This is a genomic window from Clostridium sp. AF19-22AC, from assembly GCF_003479085.1.
Classification (GTDB): domain Bacteria; phylum Bacillota; class Clostridia; order Lachnospirales; family Lachnospiraceae; genus Faecalicatena_A; species Faecalicatena_A orotica.
Window position 1 is genome coordinate 65585 of record NZ_QUGN01000020.1, and the last position, 22173, is coordinate 87757.

General features: G+C 45.1%; 20 protein-coding genes. 19 read left to right on the top strand and 1 reads right to left on the bottom strand.

Annotated features, from left to right (window positions below; translation table 11 throughout):
- The first annotated feature begins 3 nt into the window (after window positions 1-3).
- From DWX43_RS19705 to DWX43_RS19765, 14 genes are all read left to right on the top strand, one after another.
- A complete protein-coding gene (locus DWX43_RS19705; RefSeq protein WP_109731234.1) occupies window positions 4-960 on the top strand; it encodes an AraC family transcriptional regulator in 957 nt (318 codons plus the stop codon).
- 17 nt (window positions 961-977) lie between these two features.
- Window positions 978-1931: a PHP domain-containing protein gene (locus DWX43_RS19710; protein WP_118621581.1), complete on the top strand. Its 954-nt coding sequence runs from the start codon at window positions 978-980 to the stop codon at window positions 1929-1931.
- Window positions 1932-1948: 17 nt separating this feature from the next.
- Window positions 1949-2818, top strand: a complete 870-nt coding sequence (locus DWX43_RS19715) for a sugar phosphate isomerase/epimerase family protein (protein WP_118621564.1) — start codon at window positions 1949-1951, stop codon at window positions 2816-2818.
- Between the two features lie 174 nt (window positions 2819-2992).
- Entirely contained in the window at window positions 2993-3952 is a 960-nt protein-coding gene (locus DWX43_RS19720; protein ID WP_182440772.1) for a substrate-binding domain-containing protein, read from the top strand.
- A gap of 3 nt (window positions 3953-3955) precedes the next feature.
- The gene (locus DWX43_RS19725; protein ID WP_118621566.1) at window positions 3956-5776 is read left to right on the top strand and encodes a sensor histidine kinase; all 1821 of its coding nucleotides are present in this window, start codon (window positions 3956-3958) and stop codon (window positions 5774-5776) included.
- Window positions 5769-7343 carry a response regulator gene (locus tag DWX43_RS19730; protein ID WP_109731230.1) on the top strand — a complete coding sequence of 525 codons (1575 nt, stop codon included), beginning with the start codon at window positions 5769-5771 and terminating at the stop codon, window positions 7341-7343. Before DWX43_RS19725 ends, DWX43_RS19730 begins: the two co-directional genes overlap by 8 nt.
- A 155-nt stretch (window positions 7344-7498) precedes the next feature.
- The gene (locus tag DWX43_RS19735) at window positions 7499-8533 is read left to right on the top strand and encodes a sugar ABC transporter substrate-binding protein (protein ID WP_118621567.1); all 1035 of its coding nucleotides are present in this window, start codon (window positions 7499-7501) and stop codon (window positions 8531-8533) included.
- Between the two features lie 23 nt (window positions 8534-8556).
- On the top strand, window positions 8557-10056 hold the full coding sequence (locus tag DWX43_RS19740; protein WP_109731228.1) for a sugar ABC transporter ATP-binding protein: 1500 nt from the start codon (window positions 8557-8559) through the stop codon (window positions 10054-10056).
- On the top strand, window positions 10053-11024 hold the full coding sequence (locus DWX43_RS19745) for an ABC transporter permease (protein WP_109731227.1): 972 nt from the start codon (window positions 10053-10055) through the stop codon (window positions 11022-11024). Before DWX43_RS19740 ends, DWX43_RS19745 begins: the two co-directional genes overlap by 4 nt.
- Before the next feature lie 19 nt (window positions 11025-11043).
- Entirely contained in the window at window positions 11044-12138 is a 1095-nt protein-coding gene (locus DWX43_RS19750; RefSeq protein ID WP_182440773.1) for a hypothetical protein, read from the top strand.
- A 112-nt stretch (window positions 12139-12250) separates the two neighbouring features.
- Window positions 12251-13666, top strand: coding sequence for a rhamnulokinase (gene rhaB, locus DWX43_RS19755; RefSeq protein WP_118621568.1), 1416 nt, complete (start codon window positions 12251-12253; stop codon window positions 13664-13666).
- A gap of 51 nt (window positions 13667-13717) precedes the next feature.
- A complete protein-coding gene (locus DWX43_RS19760) occupies window positions 13718-14977 on the top strand; it encodes an L-rhamnose isomerase (protein WP_118621569.1) in 1260 nt (419 codons plus the stop codon).
- 236 nt (window positions 14978-15213) lie between these two features.
- Window positions 15214-15357, top strand: coding sequence for a hypothetical protein (locus DWX43_RS27070; protein ID WP_181368664.1), 144 nt, complete (start codon window positions 15214-15216; stop codon window positions 15355-15357).
- 183 nt (window positions 15358-15540) lie between these two features.
- Window positions 15541-15858, top strand: a complete 318-nt coding sequence (locus tag DWX43_RS19765; RefSeq protein WP_118621570.1) for a helix-turn-helix transcriptional regulator — start codon at window positions 15541-15543, stop codon at window positions 15856-15858.
- Between the two features lie 18 nt (window positions 15859-15876).
- Here the strand turns inward: DWX43_RS19765 and DWX43_RS19770 are convergent, their stop codons facing one another.
- The gene (locus DWX43_RS19770; protein ID WP_118621571.1) at window positions 15877-16593 is read right to left on the bottom strand and encodes a phosphatase; all 717 of its coding nucleotides are present in this window, start codon (window positions 16591-16593) and stop codon (window positions 15877-15879) included.
- Window positions 16594-17008: 415 nt separating this feature from the next.
- Between DWX43_RS19770 and DWX43_RS19775 the strand changes: the two genes are divergently transcribed.
- The 5 genes from DWX43_RS19775 (at window position 17009) to DWX43_RS19795 (ending at window position 22133) form a co-directional block, all read left to right on the top strand.
- Window positions 17009-19540 (top strand): glycyl radical protein, encoded by a 2532-nt coding sequence (locus DWX43_RS19775; RefSeq protein ID WP_118621572.1) that lies wholly within the window; start codon window positions 17009-17011, stop codon window positions 19538-19540.
- Between the two features lie 25 nt (window positions 19541-19565).
- Window positions 19566-20360, top strand: coding sequence for a glycyl-radical enzyme activating protein (locus tag DWX43_RS19780; RefSeq protein WP_118621573.1), 795 nt, complete (start codon window positions 19566-19568; stop codon window positions 20358-20360).
- Window positions 20361-20365: 5 nt separating this feature from the next.
- Window positions 20366-20728 carry a BMC domain-containing protein gene (locus DWX43_RS19785; RefSeq protein WP_181368663.1) on the top strand — a complete coding sequence of 121 codons (363 nt, stop codon included), beginning with the start codon at window positions 20366-20368 and terminating at the stop codon, window positions 20726-20728.
- A 4-nt stretch (window positions 20729-20732) separates the two neighbouring features.
- Window positions 20733-21185 (top strand): EutP/PduV family microcompartment system protein, encoded by a 453-nt coding sequence (gene eutP / locus DWX43_RS19790; RefSeq protein WP_109731218.1) that lies wholly within the window; start codon window positions 20733-20735, stop codon window positions 21183-21185.
- Between the two features lie 138 nt (window positions 21186-21323).
- The gene (locus tag DWX43_RS19795) at window positions 21324-22133 is read left to right on the top strand and encodes a class II aldolase/adducin family protein (protein ID WP_109731217.1); all 810 of its coding nucleotides are present in this window, start codon (window positions 21324-21326) and stop codon (window positions 22131-22133) included.
- Window positions 22134-22173: the final 40 nt, after the last annotated feature.

Sequence of the window (22173 nt, forward strand, 5' to 3'; positions counted from 1 at the left end):
TAGATGCATCCGGAATTGATCAAAGAACTGTCAGTAATCACGGAGGAAGAACAAAAGATACTGGATGGGAAGGACGGGATCGATCCACATCTTTATACAGAGAAGAAAGAACTGATCGTGGATTGTGAGAAGCTTTTAAAAAAGGGAAAGCTGATCCAGGTCAGGCCGCATACCCGTTTTGTCCGGTTTCCGAAGCACCGGCATAACTATGTAGAAGTAATCTATATGTGTCAGGGCTCTACGACGCATATTGTGGATGGGGACGAGGTGGTTCTGGAAGAAGGGGACCTGCTCTTTCTGAATCAGAATGCCGTGCAGGAGATCCTTCCTGCCAGAGAGGAAGATATTGCCGTAAACTTTATTATCCTGCCGGAGTTCTTCAACATGGCCTTCTCCATGATGGGGGAGGAAGAAAACATGCTGAAGGAATTTCTGGTCGGGACTTTATGTGGGAAAAACGAGATGACGTCATACCTTTACTTCCATGTGGCTGACATACTCCCTATTCAGAACCTTGTGGAAAATATGGTATGGACGATCTTTTATGACCTTTCGAATAAGCGCAGCTGCAATCAGATCACGATGGGGCTCCTGCTGCTGATGCTGTTAAACCACATGGATAAAATGGAGACTGGCAGCAGCCGCTTCGATAAGGAATTGACCGGTGTGGTGCTCAGTTATGTGGAGGAGCATTATAAAAACGGCAGCCTTTCAGAGCTGGCGGAGATGCTGGGCTATGACGTATACTGGCTGAGCAGGGAGATCAAGAAACGGACAGGAAAGACATACAAAGAACTGCTTCAGGCAAAACGGATGAATCAGGCGCTTTACCTTTTGAACAGCAGTACTTTGCCGATACTGGATATCATCGAATCCGTCGGTTATGACAATACCAGTTATTTTTACCGGAAGTTTAAGGAAAAGTACGGGATGAGTCCAAAAGAATACAGAGAAAAATGACAGAGGCAGGGAAAAAAATGACTCACGCAAATTATACATGTGATCTGCACACACATTCGACGCGTTCAGACGGGGCGGACACGCCAAGGGAAGTAATCATGCGGGCAAAAGAAAACGGTGTAAAAATACTGGCGCTGACAGACCACGATATTGTTCCGGATGATACAGACATAGATGCAGCCGGGAACAGGGGGAGCCTGAAGGAATATGCGTCTTCCCACGGTGTTACACTTTTGTTCGGAACAGAAATTTCCTGTGATACGGATGTGGATGATGTACATATCGTCTGTCTGGGCTGTGACTGGCAGGATAAATGGTTTAAGGAACTCGAATATGATGTTGCTATATCGAGAACAGAAGGATATAAAGAACTGGTCAGACGCCTGAATGAAGATAAAATAGCTGTCAGCTGGGAAGAAGTACTGTATAACGGCGGCCATCCGGTGGAGGAGGATCATGTCCTGAAAAAGATGATTTTCGAATTGATGGCGAAAAAGGGATATACAAAGGACTGGAGTGAGGCAAAACTGCTTGTAAAGAATACAAAGCGCTATCAGGTAAAACGGAAAAAACCGGATCCGAAGACTGTCATTGAAATGGTCCACCGTACCGGCGGCATCGCCATTCTGGCCCATCCGTTCCTGATCAGCAGCCGTGTCATGAAAGATGGAAAGGTGACAGAACGCAAACGGTACATAGACGATCTCGTAAAAGCAGGGCTGGACGGGATCGAGGCATGCTACACGTATGATAAGACGAGCTATGAAGGTACTATGAACAAAACGGAAATAGAGACTTATATACGAGAGACTTATGGCAGCAGGGTACGGATTCTGTCAGGAGGATCGGATTATCATGCAGACCAGAAAAAAGGTGTGGAAGACCCGCGGTATGTGGGGGAATGCGGAGTTACGGAAACATATTTTTACGAAAACGAGCTGCTGGCCGGACTGCTCAGATCAGGAAAATAGAAAAGGAGATAACATCTATGAAGTATGGGATTTATTTTGCATATTGGGAGAAGGAATGGGATGCAGACCAGGCAAGCTACATTAAGAAGGCAAAAGAGCTCGGTTTTGATATACTGGAGATTTCCTGTGCTGCATTGAAAGATATCAGCAAGGCCGGTCTGGACAGATTCAAAGAGACTGCGAAGGAATATGATATGGTCCTGACGGCAGGTTATGGCCCGGCGGCAAATGAAAATCTCGCGTCTGCCGATGAGGCGGTCGTAAGACATGCCATAGAATTCTATACGGACATACTGGGAAAGCTGGAATATCTGGATATCCATACGCTGGGTGGCGGGATATATTCCTACTGGCCGGTTGATTATTCCAGGCCTATCGATAAAAAAGGAGACTGGGAGCGGAGCGTGAAGAATGTGCGCACAGTTTCCAGAATCGCAGAAGACTGTGGCGTAGATTACTGTCTGGAAGTATTGAACCGGTTTGAAGGCTACCTGCTCAACACAGCGAAAGAAGCGGTACAGTTCGTTGAAGAGGTGGGCACGCCTGCCGTGAAAGTGATGCTGGACACTTTCCATATGAACATAGAAGAAGACAGCATGCCGGATGCGATACTGACTGCCGGAGATAAGCTGGGACATTTCCATGTAGGTGAGAATAACAGAAGAGTCCCCGGCAAAGGGAACATCCCGTGGGCCGAGATCGGCAAGGCGCTCGACAGGGCAGGCTATCAGGGAAATGTCGTGATGGAACCGTTTGTCCTTACAGGCGGAGGCGTTGGAAGTGATATAAAAATATGGCGCGAAATGCTGTCAGACACAAGTCTGGAAAAACTGGATGAAGACGCGAAAAATTCGGTTCAGTTTTTGAGGCATGTGTTTGGAAGATAGTAAATGTGAAATAACAGCGGGTTTTTAAGGGCTGCCTATGTGCAATAGCATGCAGGCAGTTTTTTTATTATCTAAATAAGAATGTACATTCAACAAAATGGCGAAATCACACAAAGAAAAAGTAATACAATACGAAACCTGTATGCTATAATTATTTCAGATAAGGAGGCTGTTATGAAAAAGTGGGGGTTAGCGATCATCGGAATTATCTTAGCAGGTATGACTGTGTGTGGAGTTCTGGGAAAATATGAAAAAACAAAGGCGGAAGATCATGAAAATGTGCAGATCGCGGTTTCTTTCTGTAACATAAAGAACCCAAGGACAACGGCCATATGGAAGGATGTTCTCGAGAATCTTGATCTTGCTCATTTTACAGTAGAGTGGAGAGATGCGGATTCAGATATGGAGAAACAGCAGACAGATATTCGGGAGTTGATGGAGTACAGTCCTGAATATCTCGTTGTAATGCCCGTAAAAACAATTGGTCTGGAAGAAGAACTGCGGAAAGTTTCAGAAACAGATACGAGGATAATTTTACTGGACCGCAGCATTGCAGGATCGAATGAAATTCCGATTCTGGCAGAAATAAGAACTGACCAGCATTGGGAAGGAGAGGTTTGCGCAAATCTGCTGAATCAGTATTTTGCCGGCAGGGAAGGGCAGATTCTTGAATTGAGAGGGGAAAGCGGTTCCTCGATCAGCAGAGAACACAGTACGGGTTTTAGAAATCAGCTGAGGGAATACGAAAATCTTGAAATCAAAGGCAGTATTGAGGGGAACGGGGACAGAGGAATTGCGCGCAATAATGTGATGAATTATCTTCTGAACAGCCCGGGGTCTATAGATGCTATATTTGCAGACACGGATGAGGATGGCATCGGGGCTGTCAGCGCTCTGGAAGAACTGGGGCTGCGAGGGCAGATTCCGGTGGTATCCATAAATGGAATCAAGGACGTAAAGACTGCGATACAGGCAGGCGGGTATTTGGGAACCATAGAAGCTGTTCCCTATATGGGGAAAATACTGTCTGAACTGATCCAAAAAGACATGCAGGGAACAGAGATCAGTTATGAGAATATTTTACATGGAAGTATATTTACAAAAGAAAATCTGGATGAAATGCAGGGGTACTGATCTATGAAGAAGAAATCAATTCGTGATAAACTGCTGAAAAACTTTGCGTTGTTTTCCTTGATCCCTGTTATCCTTTTCTGTGTTGTTATGCTGTTTTATATTCTGGTGAATGTACAGGAGAAGAGGAAAGATGAAATATGTTCGACACTTGGCAATCAGGCGGACCAGATAGATAAGATTCTCCAACAGGCGTATCAGATCGGGCAGACGGTTGCAGACGATGAAGCCGTGAACCAGATATTGGCAAATAAGTTTCAAACTGAACAGGAGCAGCATGCCAGTGAAATAAAACTGAACAGTTTGCTGCTGGGGACATCCGGGTATTTTGATGGTTCCGTAAAAGTATATATAATTGGAGAAAATGGCGGTTTATATAAAAATAGCCCGTACTCTCTAAAGGAAAAGGAGTATACACAGGAAGACTGGTATACGCTTGTAAAAGAGCAGAAAGAATCTCACTGGTTTGAGCTGCACAGTGAGTCATATTTTGCTGAGACTGCTGAAACGGAATTTATTTCCCTCGGGATTCCTGTTTCAGAGGCACGGACTGGGCGTATTCTGGGCTGTGTCATGGTAGAGATCGGGGTATCTGATATTCTCAGGAATAGTCATTATGTGGAAGACGGCGGTGAATTATATCTGTTTTATCCGGATACAAAATTCAGGATTGTAGATGAGAAAGTAGAATTATATGATAACGACAGGTTAACGTTGATTCAGAAAGACGGACTGGCAGAACAGGAAGAAGTAGAACAACTAAGGCCGGAGGTTCTTAAGACCACGAAGCTTCTGACATATTGGAAAAAAGACTTCCCCCAAAAGAGCTTTGGCGCTGTGTCAGGATATATGACGGCATACCAGCAGATGGATGTGAATGACTGGATTCTGGTTTATTTTCTCCCACAGGTTAATTATTACCGTCTCCTGATTGTCGTGGTGACCGTTTCACTTTTTGTGACTGCACTTTTGATCGTGGGAAGTGTGTATGTATCGTATAAGGTTGCCGGAAGTATTACCAGGCCTATCTTGTCATTAAAGGAAAATGTAGAGAGAGTACAGGAAGGGGATTTTGAAACTACGGTGACCTGTGAAGCAGAAGATGAAATTGGGGAGCTGGGGGCACAGTTCAATGAGATGGTCGTGGAAATCCGCAATTTGATGGATCGTATCCGGACGGAGCATGAACGACAGAGGCATTACGAACTGCTGCTGCTCCAGGCACAGATAAATCCGCATTTTTTATATAACACACTCGATTCACTGATGTGGCTGATCCGGATGAAAAATCAGGAGGATGCAGAAAATATGCTGGATGCACTGACACGTTTTTTTAAGACCGGACTAAATAAGGGCAGTGAGCGGGTGGCAATTAAAAATGAGATATCCAATGTAGAGAGTTACCTGACAATACAACTGATGAGATATAAGAAAAAATTGTCATTCTCAATCTCTGTAGATGAAGAAGTAGAGTCGTACATAGTTCCCAAATTGATTCTCCAGCCTCTGGTTGAAAATTCCATTTATCATGGAATTAAAGGAAAAGATAAGGGAGGGAGCATCGAAATAAAAGGCACGAAAAAAAATGGAAGGGTGATCCTGTGTGTAGAGGATACCGGATTGGGAATGCCTCCCAAGCAGCTGGGGAAAATCCAGAGAATGCTGTCGGAAGGTATTGTGGAGGAGTCTGACAGTTATGGACTGACAAATGTAAACGAACGGCTGAAGCTGTTTTTCGGAGAAGGCTGTATCATGAAGGTTGACAGCACAGATGGAGTGGGAACGAAGGTGTCCATTGAGATAAGAGAGGAGTGTATGCATGTATAAATTGGTGATTGCAGATGATGATGAGATCCAGCTTCAGGGCATGTGCTGTGCATTCCCGTGGGAGGAACTGGACATTGAGGTGGCCGCGGGAGTGGATGACGGAGATAAAGCGCTAAAGGCAGTTGTAGAGAAGCAGGCTGATGTCCTTCTGACAGATATTAAGATGTCCAATATGGACGGACTTAAGCTGACGGAGCAGATACGCACTCTGTGCCCGGATACCCGTGTCGTGATTATGAGTGCCTATGATGATTTCCAGTTTGCCCAGAAGGCACTGCGGCTCGGGGTGGATGACTATCTTTTGAAACCAATTGACCTTAAGCAGATGCGCGAGACAATGCGCCAGATTGTGTACCAGAAGGAAGAAAAGAAGAGAAATGAGCAGATACAGAAGAAGAGCAGCAGGCTGGAAGAAATGGTAATGGAGGACGAGGGGATTCTGGAGGAAACATTTTTTCAGAATGTCCTGAACCAGAAATACACCAGAACAGTCTGCAGTAAACTGGAGGAACCCTATCTTAGGGGGGCTGGGCAGAAATGGCTGGTAGTTGAGGCACTGTTTGACCATTCTGAAAAAGAGGACGAGTATAGGAAGATACTCGGGGACGCCGGCAGGGAGAGAGGGTTTAAATATATCCACAGTTTCGGACATCACTTGTTCTGCTGCCTGTGTGATGAAGAAACGGCAGAGCAGGAAGTATCCAGTTTTGAGGAGGACTGCCGAAACAGGATGAAGGGTGTGGATGCCTGTGTGCCGGTCACGTTTATAGCAGGACCGGCCGTCTCAGAGCTCTATTACCTGAGTCTGTCATACGAAAAGATCAGACAAATATGCAGTTACCAGTTCAGTGAGGGGAAAGATAAGAATCTTTCGGAAAAGGATCTGGATAAATATTTTGACCAGAACCATACTGTGAACAAAAGCCTGGTGGAATATCTGGCAAAATTAGTGACGACAGGTTATACGGATATGCTCCATGAATATGTAGGGAGGCTGAAAAATAATCTGAGGTATACAGGCAGTGATTCGATTTTGATGCTTTCCTTTTCTGTGAGCTCGATTCTCGGTGAGATCAGGAGGATGCCTCAGTTTAAGGAAGAAGAGGAGGAACTAGATGCGCTGTATTACCGGATTATCAAGCAGAAAACACTGGATGATGCAATGGAGCTTTTAGAAGCAGAGTTAATAAGGCTCACTGAAAATGTGAAGGAAAATGATCCGGCCGGTGTAGAACAGAGCATTGTAAAAGCCTGCGAATATATAGAAGAACATTTTTCGGAGCCCGGACTACGGATCGGAGATGCTGCGGCCTATGCCGGGCTGAGCCGGAATTATTTCAGTACCGTGTTTACAGAAGTGACAGGGGAAAGTTTTACAGATTACCTGATCAAAAGGAGGATGAAAGAGGCGCAGATTCTTCTTATGAACCCTGATTATAAGATTCAGGAGATCGGTTATATGACGGGTTATGATAATCCCGCATATTTCAGCGCGGCATTTAAAAAGTTCACTGGAGTAAGTGTATCACAGTATAAGAAAATGATAAAAGGCATGGGCAATCGCTGATTCAAAATCATGTAATGGCTATATCAGAGGATGGTATAGCCATTTTCTTATTATCATAATCGGATTATATCTAAAGTTTATAGTATCATATTGGATTATCAAATGGACAGACTAAATTTATAATAAAGATATCTTAATTGGAAGGAGAAAAATATATGAAAAAGAAAGTATTAAGCGTATTGATTGCAGCTGCAATGGTTCTCACAATGGGAGGGTGCGGACTCGTAAAAACTTCGGATGATGCCCCGGATAAGGGTGGCATTTCGACTAAAAAGGAAGAAGACGGCGGGACAATAAAAGTAGGTTACACGGTCCAGAGTATGGAAAATGCTTATTTTGTATCCATTGTAGAAGGAATGAAAGCAGCCGCAAAAGAGAAGGGGATTGATCTCGTCGTCGCAGATGCGGCTGCGGATGCCTCCAAACATATCAGTCAGATCGAAGACTTTGTTTCTCAGGGGGTTGATGCCATTATCATTAGTCCTGTTGATCAGGAAGCACCGGCAGACGCAGTTAAGAAGGCTCAGGATGCAGGGATACCGGTCATCAGTCTGGATCAGGAGGTGAAGGGATCGGATGCGTTTTTCGGTATTGATGAGGAAGAATACGGAAGGCTCGGAGGAGAACTGGCAGGTAAGTGGCTGAATGAAAAGGAGAGTGACGGTACGATTGATGAGATCGTCAATGATGCGGATGAGATTGAAGTAGTGGTTGTGCGCTATGACCAGATCCCTTCCGTAATCAAACGTGCCGAGGGGCTGAAAAAGGGACTTGAGGATACTTACACAGGCGATAAGAAGATCAACTATGTGTATGAGCAGAATGCAGCAGATGCCGATACCGGATATAATCTTTCAGAGACGGCCCTGACGACAAATCCAAAAGTTTCCATGTTTATCTGTATCAATGATTCTTCCGCACTTGGTGTGTACGAATCATGTCTGACACACAAGGAGCATACGCCGGACAACACATGCATCATTGGGCTGGATGCTTTGCCGGAAGCACTCAAGCTGGTTTCACAGGATACGATGTATAAGGGAACCGTTGATATCAAGCCCGCAGAAAAAGGGGCAGACGTATTGGATCTGGTGAAAGATGTACTGGAAAATGGACCGAAATCAGAAATGATCGTCTATGATATGAGCCAGGTAACAAAGGATAATATCGGTGACTACGATATCGAATAGTATAAGGTGAAAGGTCGTTAAAGATGGAGCAGAATATACTGGAATTAAGACATATTACAAAGCTTTATCCCGGCGTTGCAGCCCTCGATGATGTCTCCCTGGGATTTTCCCGGGGAGAGGTCCATGCCATAGTCGGTGAAAACGGCGCGGGCAAGTCAACATTTATCAAAGTGATTACGGGAGCTATCCAGCCGACAAAGGGGGAAGTGGTCTTTGAAGGAAAAAAGATAGAGGATAATTCGCCCCAGAAGTCAATGGCCCTGGGAATAACTGCAATCTATCAGGAACTAAACCTGCTGAAACATCTGTCGGTTGCAGAAAATATTTATTACAACCGATATAAAAAGAAAAGGGGGCTGATTGATTTTGCGGCGCTGGAAAGGGATGCATCGGAGGTGCTGGACAGGCTGGGTGTGCGTATAGACCCTAAAATGCTTGTAAAAGATCTTACAGTTGGATATCAGCAGCTCGTGGAAATCGCAAAGTCGCTTTCCCAGAATGTAAAAGTAATGATTATGGATGAGCCGTCGGCAGCTCTTACGAACAATGAATTGGAATATTTATTTGAAATTGTTAAGACGCTGAAAAAAGAAGGAATGGCCATTCTTTATATATCCCACCGAATGGAAGAAATTTTTGAATTGTGCGATAAGGTTTCTGTTTTCAGGGACGGACATTATATCAGGACAATGAACATAGAAGATACGACGCAGGAAGAGTTGATCCGGCTTATGGTAAACAGGGAATTAAACGATACATTCCCGGCGTTTGTCCCGCAAAGGGGAGAAAAAATACTGGAAGTGAAGAACATTGCTACAGAGCTTTTAAGAGGTGTTTCTTTTGAGGCATACCGGGGTGAACGTCTTGGATTCGCGGGACTGGTCGGAGCAGGACGTACCGAGACGGCACGTGCGGTATATGGTGCGGACAGAATCCTGCAGGGAGAGATCTATATCCGGGGAGAGAAGACAAAAATACAGTCACCCGAAGACGCCATTAAACATGGAATCGCATTAATTCCTGAGGACAGAAAACAACAGGGACTGTTTCTAAACATGTCAGTGAAGGACAATATAAGTTTTGTTTACGCCTCCAAGATTACGAATGGACTGGGGATTATCAACAGAAAAAAGGAAGAGGAAATCTGCGGAGAGCAGATTGAAAAATTAACGGTAAAAACGCCCTCCATGCACCAGTTTGTGAAAAACCTAAGTGGGGGCAACCAGCAGAAGGTTATCCTTGGAAAATGGCTGCTGATGAATTGTGATATCATAATTTTCGACGAACCTACACGCGGGATTGACGTAGGGGCAAAGCAGGAAATTTATGAACTGATCGATGAACTCGCAAGACAGGGCAAGGCTGTCATACTCATATCTTCAGAACTGCCGGAATTAATGGGAATGTCGGACCGCATTATAGTCATGGCAGAAGGCAGAATTTCAGGCGAGTTGGAGAAATCAGAAATTAATCAGGAAAAAATATTGGAATTAGCTTCAAAAGCACAGGAGGTCTTGGCATGAAAGAAAAGATAGATACAAAAGTAAAGAAGATTGAATGGAGTAATATGGGGATTATTATTGCACTGATCGTTATGGTGCTGTTCTTTTCTTTCTCGACCGCTACATTTTTAACCCCGAATAATCTGGCCAATATTGCGCGGCAGATTTCGATCGTCGGAATCTGCGCGCTGGGAATGACGTGTGTCATCCTCACAGGCGGCATCGACCTGTCAATCGGATCTTTGATTGGTGTAGTGGTAGTGACGTGTGCACTGCTGATGAACAAAGGGGTCAATCCGTTTCTGGTGGTCCTCGTTGGTTTTCTCATTGGCGCCGTTATCGGAATCATAAATGCAACATGTATTACATACCTAAAAATCCCTCCAATTATAACGACGTTGGGAATGATGATCAGTCTGAGGGGTGCAACCTACCTTATTTCCGGAGGTATGCCGATTTATGGAATCCCGGAAGGGTTTAAAATTCTCGGACAGGGAAGCATCGGGATCATTCCGATTTCAATGATAATCATGGTTATCGTATTTATCTTCGGTTACATTATGCTGAATAAAACTGTTTTTGGCAGGAGGATTTATGGTATTGGAGGCAACGAAGAGACAACCCGGCTGTCCGGTGTAAACGTAAAAAAGGAGATTTATAAAATCTATATTATGGTTGGCCTGCTCGGAACGCTGGCATCTCTGATACTGATGTCCCGTGTAAATAGCGGACAGCCCAGTGCCGGGGATGGTTATGAAATGGATATTATCACGGCCGTTGTTTTGGGCGGCGTCAGTGTCAGCGGAGGAGAAGGCAGGCTGTCCAAAGTCATCGTGGGGGTTGTTTTTATGGGAGTCCTTGCCAATGGAATGATGATGCTGAATATTAATGAATACTGGCAGAGGGTTGTGAAAGGAATTGTACTGATTGTGGCCGTGGCCGTAGATATCAGGTCAAGGGAGAAAAAGGCGAAATTAAAAACAGCCTGATTGCGAAGGGAGCGCTGATATGAGTGTAACGAATTTTTATGATCTGGATCTGGAAACAAAGCCGGATTTTGTGCAGTGTATGAAACGCATTTACGCGTGGTATGACGGGGAAATTATCGATCGCGTTCCGGTACGGTTTTCCGCACATAATGAGGAATATGATGTAACAGACATAGGCGGGGGATGGAAGAACCTAAGGGATAAATGGTTTGATACCGAATATCAGGTGAATCGATTTATCAGTGCTTTAGACAGTCATCCGTGGCTGGGAGAAACATTCCCCATGTATTATCCGAATCTGGGCCCTAATTTTTTCGCGGCAGCTATAACGGACAGCGAATTAGAGTTTGGGGAGGTGACATCGTGGGGGAAACCACAGATATTAAAGGAGGAGGATCTTGAACGGATCGCTTTTCGCAGAGGAAATTCCTACTATCAGAAAATAATAGAGATGACCAAGTATGCTCTGGAACGCTGTGACAACCGGTTTATGGTGGGATATACGGATATGCATCCGAGCCTCGACTGTGCCGATGCACTGCGCGGAACGGAAGATTTGTGTATGGATATGTTCGATGAAGAAGAATTTGTCACTGCTCTGACAGAGAAATGTTTTCAGGCATTTTTTCCAATGATGGATGAATTCCACTCACTCCTGAAGACTAAAAACCAATTATCAGTATCATGGATGAACATTCCCTCCTATGAATCCATGCATATCCCCAGCTGTGATCTGGGAGCCATGATTTCCAGGGACTTTTTTAATCAGTTTTCACTGCCGTATATTAAAAAAGAGGTCAAACATTTTCGCCATAATATCTTCCATCTTGATGGAAAGGGCGTTGCAAACCATGTGGATGAGCTTCTGAAGATAGAAGAAATACAGGCAGTCCAGTGGGTGCAAGGAGTGGGAGATGATAAGCCCATTATGCAGTGGGTTGATTTCATTAAGAAGATACAGGAGGCGGGGAAAAGCATCGTGGTTGATCTGGAGCCGGAAGAGCTGGAACCGTTTATGGACGCAATGGACCCGCGGGGGATATATTTGTGTATACCAGAGAAAGAACCGGAGCAGCAGAGGCGGATTATGGACCGGCTGCTGAAGTGGAAATAGAAGAAGTGAGTTGCAAATAAGGACGCTGTTTTAAATAAATAGCGTCCTTTTTTTGTCCTCTTCTACCAATTATAATAAGTGTAGAATCGAGAAGATATGAAGGAGGCACAAAATGGAGAAATATTATTTAGCCGTTGATATTGGGGCATCCAGCGGACGCCACATGCTCGCTTCCATGAAGGACGGGAACATGCAGCTTGAGGAAGTGTACCGGTTTGCGAACGGAATGGATAATAAGGACGGTACATTGTGCTGGGATGTTGAGCGTCTGTTCCGGGAGATTAAGAATGGTTTGAAGAAATGCAAAGAAATCGGAAAGATTCCGGTCTCTATGGCGATTGACACATGGGGAGTAGATTATGTGCTGCTCGACAAAGACGACCAGATTCTTGGAGATACTGTCGGCTACCGTGACAGCCGCACGAACGGCATGGATGAAAAAGTATACGAGAAGATATCACCCAAAGCCCTGTATGCAAGGACCGGAATCCAGAAGCAGATTTTCAACACTATCTACCAGCTAATGGCGGTAAAAGAGACACACCCTGAGTACCTTGAACAGGCAGAATCAATGTTGATGATACCGGATTACTTCCATTTCTTATTAACTGGTGTTAAGAAGATGGAATATACCAATGCGACGACAGGACAGTTGATTGATCCTAAGACAAATGACTGGGATTATGAACTGATCGAAATGCTTGGTTACAATAGAAAGATGTTCCAGCCTGTTTCGATGCCGGGAACAGTTGTAGGAAATTTTACCATAGAGATTCAGGAAGAAGTTGGATTTGACTGTGAGGTGGTCCTGCCGGCAACACATGATACAGGCTCCGCAGTACTGGCGGTGCCGACCAATGATGATAACGCCATCTATATCAGTTCAGGCACATGGTCATTAATGGGGATCGAGAGAAAAGAAGCGGATTGTTCAGAGGAGAGCATGAAGGCAAACTTTACAAACGAGGGCGGTTACGACCACAGATTCCGTTATCTGAAGAACATCATGGGATTGTGGATGATACAGTCCGTGAAAAAAGAGTTTGAAGAGGACTTATCCTTTGCCGAGATCTGCGACAGAGCATCGAAGGAAACAATTACTTCTATCGTGGACTGCAATGACGACTGCTTCCTTGCACCGGAGAGCATGATTCAGGCCGTACAGGACTTCTGCAAAAAGACAGGCCAGCCGGTCCCGAAGACCGTGGGCGAGATTGCTGTAGTGATTTATAACAGTCTTGGAAAGTGTTACGGAGACACAGTCAAAGAGATAGAAGCAATTACAGGCAATACATACGATACAATCTACGTTGTAGGCGGCGGTGCAAACGCAGGATATTTGAACGAATTAACTGCAAAATACACACAAAAGAAAGTTTCCGCAGGTCCTACCGAAGCAACAGCAATAGGGAACATGATCGTACAAATGCTGCATGACGGCGTATTTGCGAGCCTTCCGGAAGCAAGAGTATGTGTGGGCAGGTCATTTGACATAAAGAACTACGACGAAAAAGGAAAACAATTCTGAAAACGGAGCGCAAAGGGGTCTGACCCCTTTGAAAAATAAGGAGGATTTATGATGACGACAAGAGAAAGATATGAATCAGCAAGGGAGATTTATGCAAAGCTGGGGGTGGATACGGACGCTGCGATTGAAAAATGTAAGAATGTGCCTGTATCACTGCACTGCTGGCAGGGGGATGATGTGACGGGATTCGATCATGACGGTCCTCTGACAGGAGGAATCCAGACGACCGGAAATTATCCCGGGAAGGCAAGAACTCCAGAGGAACTGCTTGCTGATATGGATAAGGCTATGAGCCTGATGCCGGGAATGAAGAAGATTAATGTGCATGCGAGCTATGCGATTTTTGAAGATGGTGAGTTTGTTGACCGTGATAAACTGGAGCCAAAGCATTTCCAGAAATGGGTTGACTTTGCGAAGGAAAGAGGAATGGGACTGGACTTTAACCCGACCTTCTTCTCTCATGATAAAGTGAAAGACGGACTGACTCTGTCAAGCCCGGATGAAGAGACAAGAAAGTTCTGGATCGAGCATGGAAAAGCCTGCATCCGGATCTCGACATATTTTGCAGAGCAGACAGGGATCCCTTGTGTTATGAATATCTGGACAGGTGACGGTTATAAAGATGTACCGGCAGACCGCATGGGACCAAGGGTTCGTTATAAAGAGTCTATCGACGAGATTCTTTCTGAACCATATGATCCGAAGATGGTGAAACCTTGCGTAGAGTCCAAGGTATTTGGTATTGGTGTAGAAGCCTATACAGTTGGTTCTGCCGAGTTTGCTTTAAGTTATGCAGCTGCAAATATGGATAAATGCCTTCCTCTGATGGATAACGGACATTATCACCCGACAGAAGTTGTTTCCGATAAGATTCCAGCGCTGCTTACATTCTTTCCGGAAATCGCACTCCATGTCACACGCCCGATCCGCTGGGATTCTGACCATGTAGTTCTTTACGATGATGAGACAAAGGAAATTGCGCAGGAAATCGTGCGCTGCGATGGTCTTGACCGTACATATATTGCACTGGATTACTTTGATGCATCCATCAACCGTGTATCTGCATGGGTAACGGGATTCAGAAGCTTCCAGAAGGCACTCCTGAATGCTCTGTGTACTCCGAGCGCAATGCTCAAAGAGCTGCAGGATACAAACCAGTTTAGCAAGAAGATGGTTATGATGGAAGAATGCAAGACACTTCCAATCGGGGATATCTGGAATGAATATTGTGCTCAGTGTGGTGTAGATCCAGAAGGATGGTTCTCAGAAATTGAGAAATATGAAACAGAAGTGCTTTCAAAGAGAGCATAAGCACAATAAGATGCTGTAAATACTGCCAAAAGGGGTCAGCCGCCCTTTTGAATATATATTGGATATGAATTGTCCAATAGACATAACATATATTTTTCAATTTTTCCTCCAAAAAAATAGAAAAATAAATACCTAATCCGAGAAATGCTTCAGCCACACGGGCTGAAGCATTTCTTGTTTTCTTTAAAAACATTGTCATATCTGATATACTTGAACAAAATGGAAAGGGGAATGACATGAAAAAAATGTTACTTGGAATTGCGATGCTGCTTTTCACAATCATTCTTGCGTTGATTGGGATAAATGACGGGATCTGTATTGCGGCCGGATTGTTTGCGCTTGCCTTAACAGGGGTTGGTTATGCTGAACAGGAAAAGTAAATAAGATAGCTGAGAGAGCGGTGGATTATAATATTAAGTTATAAACTGCTTGACACATGATTCAGTAGATTAATGATAAAATTATGTGCTATTATAAAAGAAAATCAAAACAAGTAGGATAAGGTGATATTTCTTAATAGTATTTTTTGAGGAAAACACTGAAAAAGAAGGGAAGATGAGTATATGAAGGGGAATGAATATCCCGGGATTAACATGGTAAGAACCGGCAACTGGCTGCGGTTTATCTGCAGATCCAGAAATATTGCGGTGAAAGATCTTTGCAGTCTTTTGAGACTGGGTTCACCGCAGTCTATTTATGGCTGGTTTGCAGGGAGGACACTGCCGTCACTGGATAATTTTTATGCGCTCAGCCAGATATTCTGCACGACGCTGGATGAACTGATCGTGAATCAGGCTGAGGCTATACCGTCTAATTTTTGTAAAAAAGTAGGGCCCCAGAACGCAAGGCTCGTCCGGTACCGGATAAAGTTTGCGCTTTGAGCACCCATTCTGATTTTGTTAACGTTCCAGAAAGCATTTGAATGCTTTCGTGGAATAATTCATGATCAATGACTCAGGCATTCCTGCAAGCTTTGCGAGCTCTAAGGCATAACTGAAGTCTCCTACATGCCTGGTTCCGTGGCTGTCGCTTGCCAGAACGACCGGATAATGAAAGTGTCTGCACAGATTCAGGATCATCAGGTCGTTGAATCTGGTGTCGCCGCGATAGCCGTCGGGACTTAAGGAACTGTTATTAATCTCAAGAAGTACGTCATATTTCATTGCCGCTTTTACAATTGCAAGATAGTCCACAGGATATTTCACGTCGTCACAGTGTCCGATGATCCGGACGTTGGGATTCTGCATCGCAGCGATATAGGCTGCTGTATTTTCTTCTATAGTTCCCGGTTTTTTAACTGGTTTATGGATGCTTGCGATGGCATAATCCAGCTTTTCTAATATAGTATCATCCAGATCCAGCTTCCCTTTATTATCCAGAATATTCACCTCTGCACCATAGAGCATTTCGATACCGAGCCGCTTTTTCTGTGCATGCGCAAGGCTCCTGAAATAAGAGACCCTTCCGCCCCCGAGCGTAGCGGGGCCGTGATCTGTGATTCCGAGCATTTTTAAATTATGTGCAGCGGCGGCTTTTGCCATATCGGTGATTGTGGCAGTAGATCCATGTCCGCTGGCGATTGTGTGGGTATGTATGTCAAATTCTAACAAAGACATAAGATTCAGGCCTTTCTATATTTATGCAGCCAGTTCCATATATTCAGTGGTCTGCAGCAGCAACGTTAATTGTGTCTTATCTGTTCTGTATGAGATATCATAAAACCTCTAACATATAGTATGCGTGATTTGCGCTGTTTTGTCAATATAAAGTGAGCCAGAATCTCAAACAAAACAAATAAAAACAACAAGTAGCATGTTGGGAAGTGTTGGGTTCATGTACATAAATTATGCGGCAAGTGTTGTTTTTTGTTGACTTAGACAGGCTATAATAGTATAATGGTAACAACTGGGTGGAGAAGCATTACGGCCAATGCAGGTGTATACTTTGCAGGCAGAAACAGGGGCTTTTCCCTTAGGATTATAGAACATATAAGCACACCTGTTTATATGGAAGAAAGGAGTGACAGGGCAAATGGGATTATATACCTATGACAGTACGGATATACCAAAGTCAGAGCGTATTACAAGGCTTGTTGAGAATCTGTATGCTAAGATGCCGGAGATTGAGTCAGCGAGAGCTGTATTGATTACTGAGTCTTACAGACAGACGGAACAGGAACCTATGATCATCCGGCGTGCAAAAGCATTTCAGCATATTCTGGAGAATATACCGATCATCATTCGTGATCTGGAGTTGATCGTAGGCAGTACGACGATTGCTCCGAGAGGATGCCAGACTTATCCGGAATTTTCTTATGACTGGCTGGAGGCAGAATTCGACACAGTAGAGACGAGGTCAGCAGACCCGTTCTATATTGCTGAGAAGACAAAAGCTGAACTTAAGGAAGCGAATGCGTACTGGGCAGGAAAGACAACGAGTGAACTGGCAACATCTTACATGGAGCCGGAGACGCTGTTAGCCATAGAACATAATATCTTTACGCCGGGCAATTATTTTTACAATGGTGTAGGCCATGTGACGGTAAAATACGGTGAAGTTCTTTCGATCGGATTTTCGGGGATTAAAGAGAAGGCACAGGCAGAACTCGCGAAGCTCAGTCTGGCGGACGGAGACTATCAGAAGAAGTCGAGATTTCTGGAAGCCGTGATGATCAGCTGTGATGCAGTGATTACATATGCAAGACGTTATGCGAAGCTGGCACTGGAAGAAGCAGAAAAGTGTTCTGATATGACACGCAGGAAAGAGCTGCTCCAGATCGCACAGAATTGTGCAAATGTACCTGAAAAAGGTGCATCAGGATTTTACGAGGCATGCCAGTCATTCTGGTTTGTGCAGCAGCTGCTTCAGATCGAATCCAGCGGACATTCCATTTCACCGGGAAGATTTGACCAGTATATGTATCCTTATTATAAGAAGGATATCGACAGCGGCAGGATTACAAGAGGATTTGCACAGGAACTGATGGACTGCATCTGGGTGAAGTTAAATGACCTGAACAAATGCCGTGATGCTGTTTCAGCAGAAGGGTTTGCAGGCTACAGTCTGTTCCAGAACCTGATCGCCGGAGGACAGAATGAGGAAGGCGTAGATGTGACGAATGATCTGTCATTCATGAGTATACAAGCTTCCGTGCATGTATTTCTTCCACAGCCGTCATTATCCGTCAGAGTATGGAACGGGACGCCCCATGAATTTCTGATCAAAGCGGCGGAACTGACCCGTACGGGTATCGGGCTTCCGGCATATTATAATGATGAAGTTATTATTCCGTCACTGGTAAGCAGGGGGCTGACACTTGAAGATGCCAGGGACTATAATATCATCGGTTGTGTAGAGCCGCAGAAGTCAGGCAAGACCGAGGGCTGGCATGATGCTGCGTTCTTCAATATGTGCCGTCCGCTTGAGCTTGTATTCAGCAGTGGAGTGGACAAGGGTGTGCAGATCGGGCCGAAGACAGGCAAAGTAGAAGACATGAAGACCTTTGAGGAATTCTACCATGCATATAAGATTCAGATGGATTACGCAATTAAGCTGCTTGTAAATGCCGACAACGCGATTGATATGGCCCATGCCGAGAGATGTCCTCTTCCATTCCTTTCTTCTATGGTTGATGATTGTATGAAGAAGGGAAAGACAGTTCAGGAAGGCGGAGCTGTTTACAACTTTACCGGTCCTCAGGGATTTGGTGTTGCAAACATGGCAGACTCGCTGTATGCAGTCAAGAAGCTTGTTTACGATGAGAAGAAGATCAGCATGAAGGAACTGAAGGAAGCGCTTGCAACGAATTATGGCAAAGGATTAAGCAGTGAGGATGTGGCAGGAATTACTTCAGAGATCGCGGGAAGTATGAAGGAAGCCGGACAGGCAGTAGGCGGGCGTGAGATTGCCGCAATACTTAAGACTGTTGTTGCTGCATCCGAAGCGCCGGAAGTGAAAGCGAACGGAGAAAGAATCCTGAAGCTGATTGAGGAAGTGCCAAAGTTCGGAAACGATATCCCGGAAGTAGATGCGTTTGCAAGGGATGTTGCATATACATACACGAAGCCACTTCTGGATTACAAGAACCCAAGGGGCGGTATGTTCCAGGCGGGACTGTACCCGGTATCAGCCAATGTTCCGCTGGGAGCACAGACAGGGGCTACACCTGACGGACGTCTGGCACATACCCCGGTAGCTGATGGTGTATCACCTTCGGCAGGGAAAGATGTGAACGGGCCGACGGCGGCAGCTAATTCCGTTTCCAGACTCGATCATTATATAGCGTCAAATGGTACGCTGTTTAACCAGAAGTTCCATCCATCCGCACTAAGTGGAAGAAGGGGACTTGAGAACTTTGTCGGACTGGTCCGCTCATACTTTGATCAGAAGGGAAGCCATATGCAGTTCAATGTTGTGAGCCGCGAGACACTTCTGGATGCACAGAAGAATCCGGAGCAGTATAAGCATCTTGTTGTGCGGGTTGCCGGATACAGCGCATTGTTCACAACATTGTCCAAGTCACTTCAGGATGACATCATCCGCAGGACAGAGCAGGGATTCTGACAGGAAACAGAAAGGGAAAAGCAGCATGGATGATTATTTAAAGACAAAGGGCCGTATCTTTGACATACAGAGATACTCCATCCACGACGGCAACGGAATCCGTACTATTGTTTTCCTGAAAGGCTGCGTCTTAAGGTGCCGCTGGTGCTGTAATCCGGAATCTCAGAGGTTTGAGATTGAGACCATGCTTGTGCAGGGAGAGAAAAAGACGATAGGAAGAGATGTTACAGTCGCCGAAGTCATGGAGACCGTGGAGAAGGACCGGACGTATTACCGCAGGACCGGAGGCGGACTCACCCTGTCAGGTGGTGAAAGCCTGTGCCAGCCGGAATTTGCCGAAGCCCTGTTAAGAGCGGCGAACGAGGCAGGTATCAGCACTGCGCTGGAGAGCATGGGGTATGCGGACTACTCCATTATAGAAAGGATCCTTCCATATTTAGACCAGTACCTTCTGGATATCAAACATATGAACCCGGCTAAACACAAGGAATTCACCGGACATTCAAATGAATTAATGCTGGAGAATGCGATGCATATTGCCAGATCCGGCATGACAGAACTCAGTATCCGCGTTCCGGTTATACCGGGGTTCAATGATACTGTAGAGGAAATCAGAGATATTGCAGAGTATACAAAGGCTCTGGGAACTGTAAAGCGGCTGCATCTGCTGCCGTACCACAGGCTTGGCCAGGATAAATATGAAGGTCTTGGAAGACGGTATCTGATGGGAAACGTGGAACCGCCCTCCAACGAAAAGATGGAGATGCTGCTTGATGCTGCTGTTAAGGCGTCGGGAGTGGAATGTCAGATAGGAGGTTAATGGAAATGAATCATGAACAAATGCCGGAACGAATTGTACAGGAACTCGTCCCCGGTAAAGAGATTACAATCGCCCATTTGATTGCAAGCCCGGATATCATATTATATGAGAAGCTGGGACTCGACCCAAGGGTGGAGCACAGTAAGTCTGCAATCGGTGTACTGACGATCAGCCCGGCCGAGACTGCGATCATAGCAGCCGATATAGCGACCAAGGCGGCGGGAATCGAGCTTGGTTTTGTGGACCGTTTCAGCGGTACACTGATCGTGACAGGGACGATTTCCGAGGTGGAGGCATCTATCCGTGCGGTTCTGGATTACGTCAGGGATAAGATGGGATTCTCCGTATGTGAGATCACAAGGACTTAAATATATGAAAAAAATTGTACTGATGGGCAGAAGTGAGTGTGGGAAAACCACACTGACCCAGGCATTAAAGGGTGAAAAAATCCAGTATCACAAGACCCAATATGTAAATAACTTCGATGTTATTATAGATACTCCCGGCGAATATGCCCAGACAAAGCATCTCGGATATGCGCTTGCGCTGTATTCTTACGAGGCTGATGTTGTGGGATTGTTATTATCCGCGACTGAGCCGTACTCTCTATATCCGCCCTGCTGTACGTCCATGTGTAACCGTGAGGTGATCGGCATCGTGACAAAAATCCACGATAAGAAGGCAGATGTAGCACGTGCAGAGCGCTGGTTAAGGCTGACCGGATGTAAGAAGATCTTCTATGTAGACTCTAAAAATTACGAAGGAATCCCCGAGATTCTGGAGTATTTGAAGGAAGACGGTGACGTACTTCCGTGGGAAACGTAAAGAGGATGGGGAAACTGCGTAAAAACAACAAATCCAACACAGAAATAAGTTGACTGTTGTGGGGTTATGTGGTAATATCGAGTTAGAAACAACATAAAACAAAAAGTTTTGTTTTAAGAATCCAAGGAGGAAAAAAGGATGCAAAACGAATACGAAATCAAAAAAGAAATGTGTGAAATCGGTAAGAGAGTGTACAACCGCGGTATGGTTGCTGCTAATGATGGTAACTTCTCTGTAAAACTGAATGACAATGAGTTCTTATGCACACCTACAGGTGTCAGCAAAGGATTTATGACTCCGGAATATATCTGTAAAGTAGACGCAAAAGGGAATGTACTTCAGGCAAACAAAGGGTTCAGACCTTCATCTGAGATCAAGATGCACATGCGTGTTTATCAGGAGAGACCAGACGTTAATTCAGTAGTACATGCCCATCCGCTGTATGCTACAACATTTGCTATCTGTGGCATTCCTCTGACACAGCCGATTATGCCTGAGGCTGTAATCGCTCTGGGATGTGTTCCGATCGCTAAATATGGTACACCTTCTACAATGGAGATCCCGGACGCTGTATCTGAGCACTTACAGTATTTTGATGCAGTTCTGCTTGAGAATCACGGAGCACTTGCTTATTCAGATTCTCTGCTGAGTGCATATCATAAGATGGAATCCCTGGAGTTCTACGCACAGCTCTTATATCAGTCAAAGATGCTCGGCGAACCACAGGAATTCAACAAAGAACAGATGGACAAGTTATACGAAATCAGAAGACAGATGGGACTTCCTGGAAAACACCCGGCAAATGTATGCCCGAATGCAAAAGCAGGCAAGCCAAGCTGCCACAGTTGCGGCGGATCATGCGGCGCTGCTGCACCGGAAGCTGCTACGGCAGATGCTGATTTAGTTGCATCTATCACAAAGAAAGTAATGGATCAGCTGGGACTGTAATTCGAATACCAGGCGTTGATAGAAATAATAGGGGACTGCT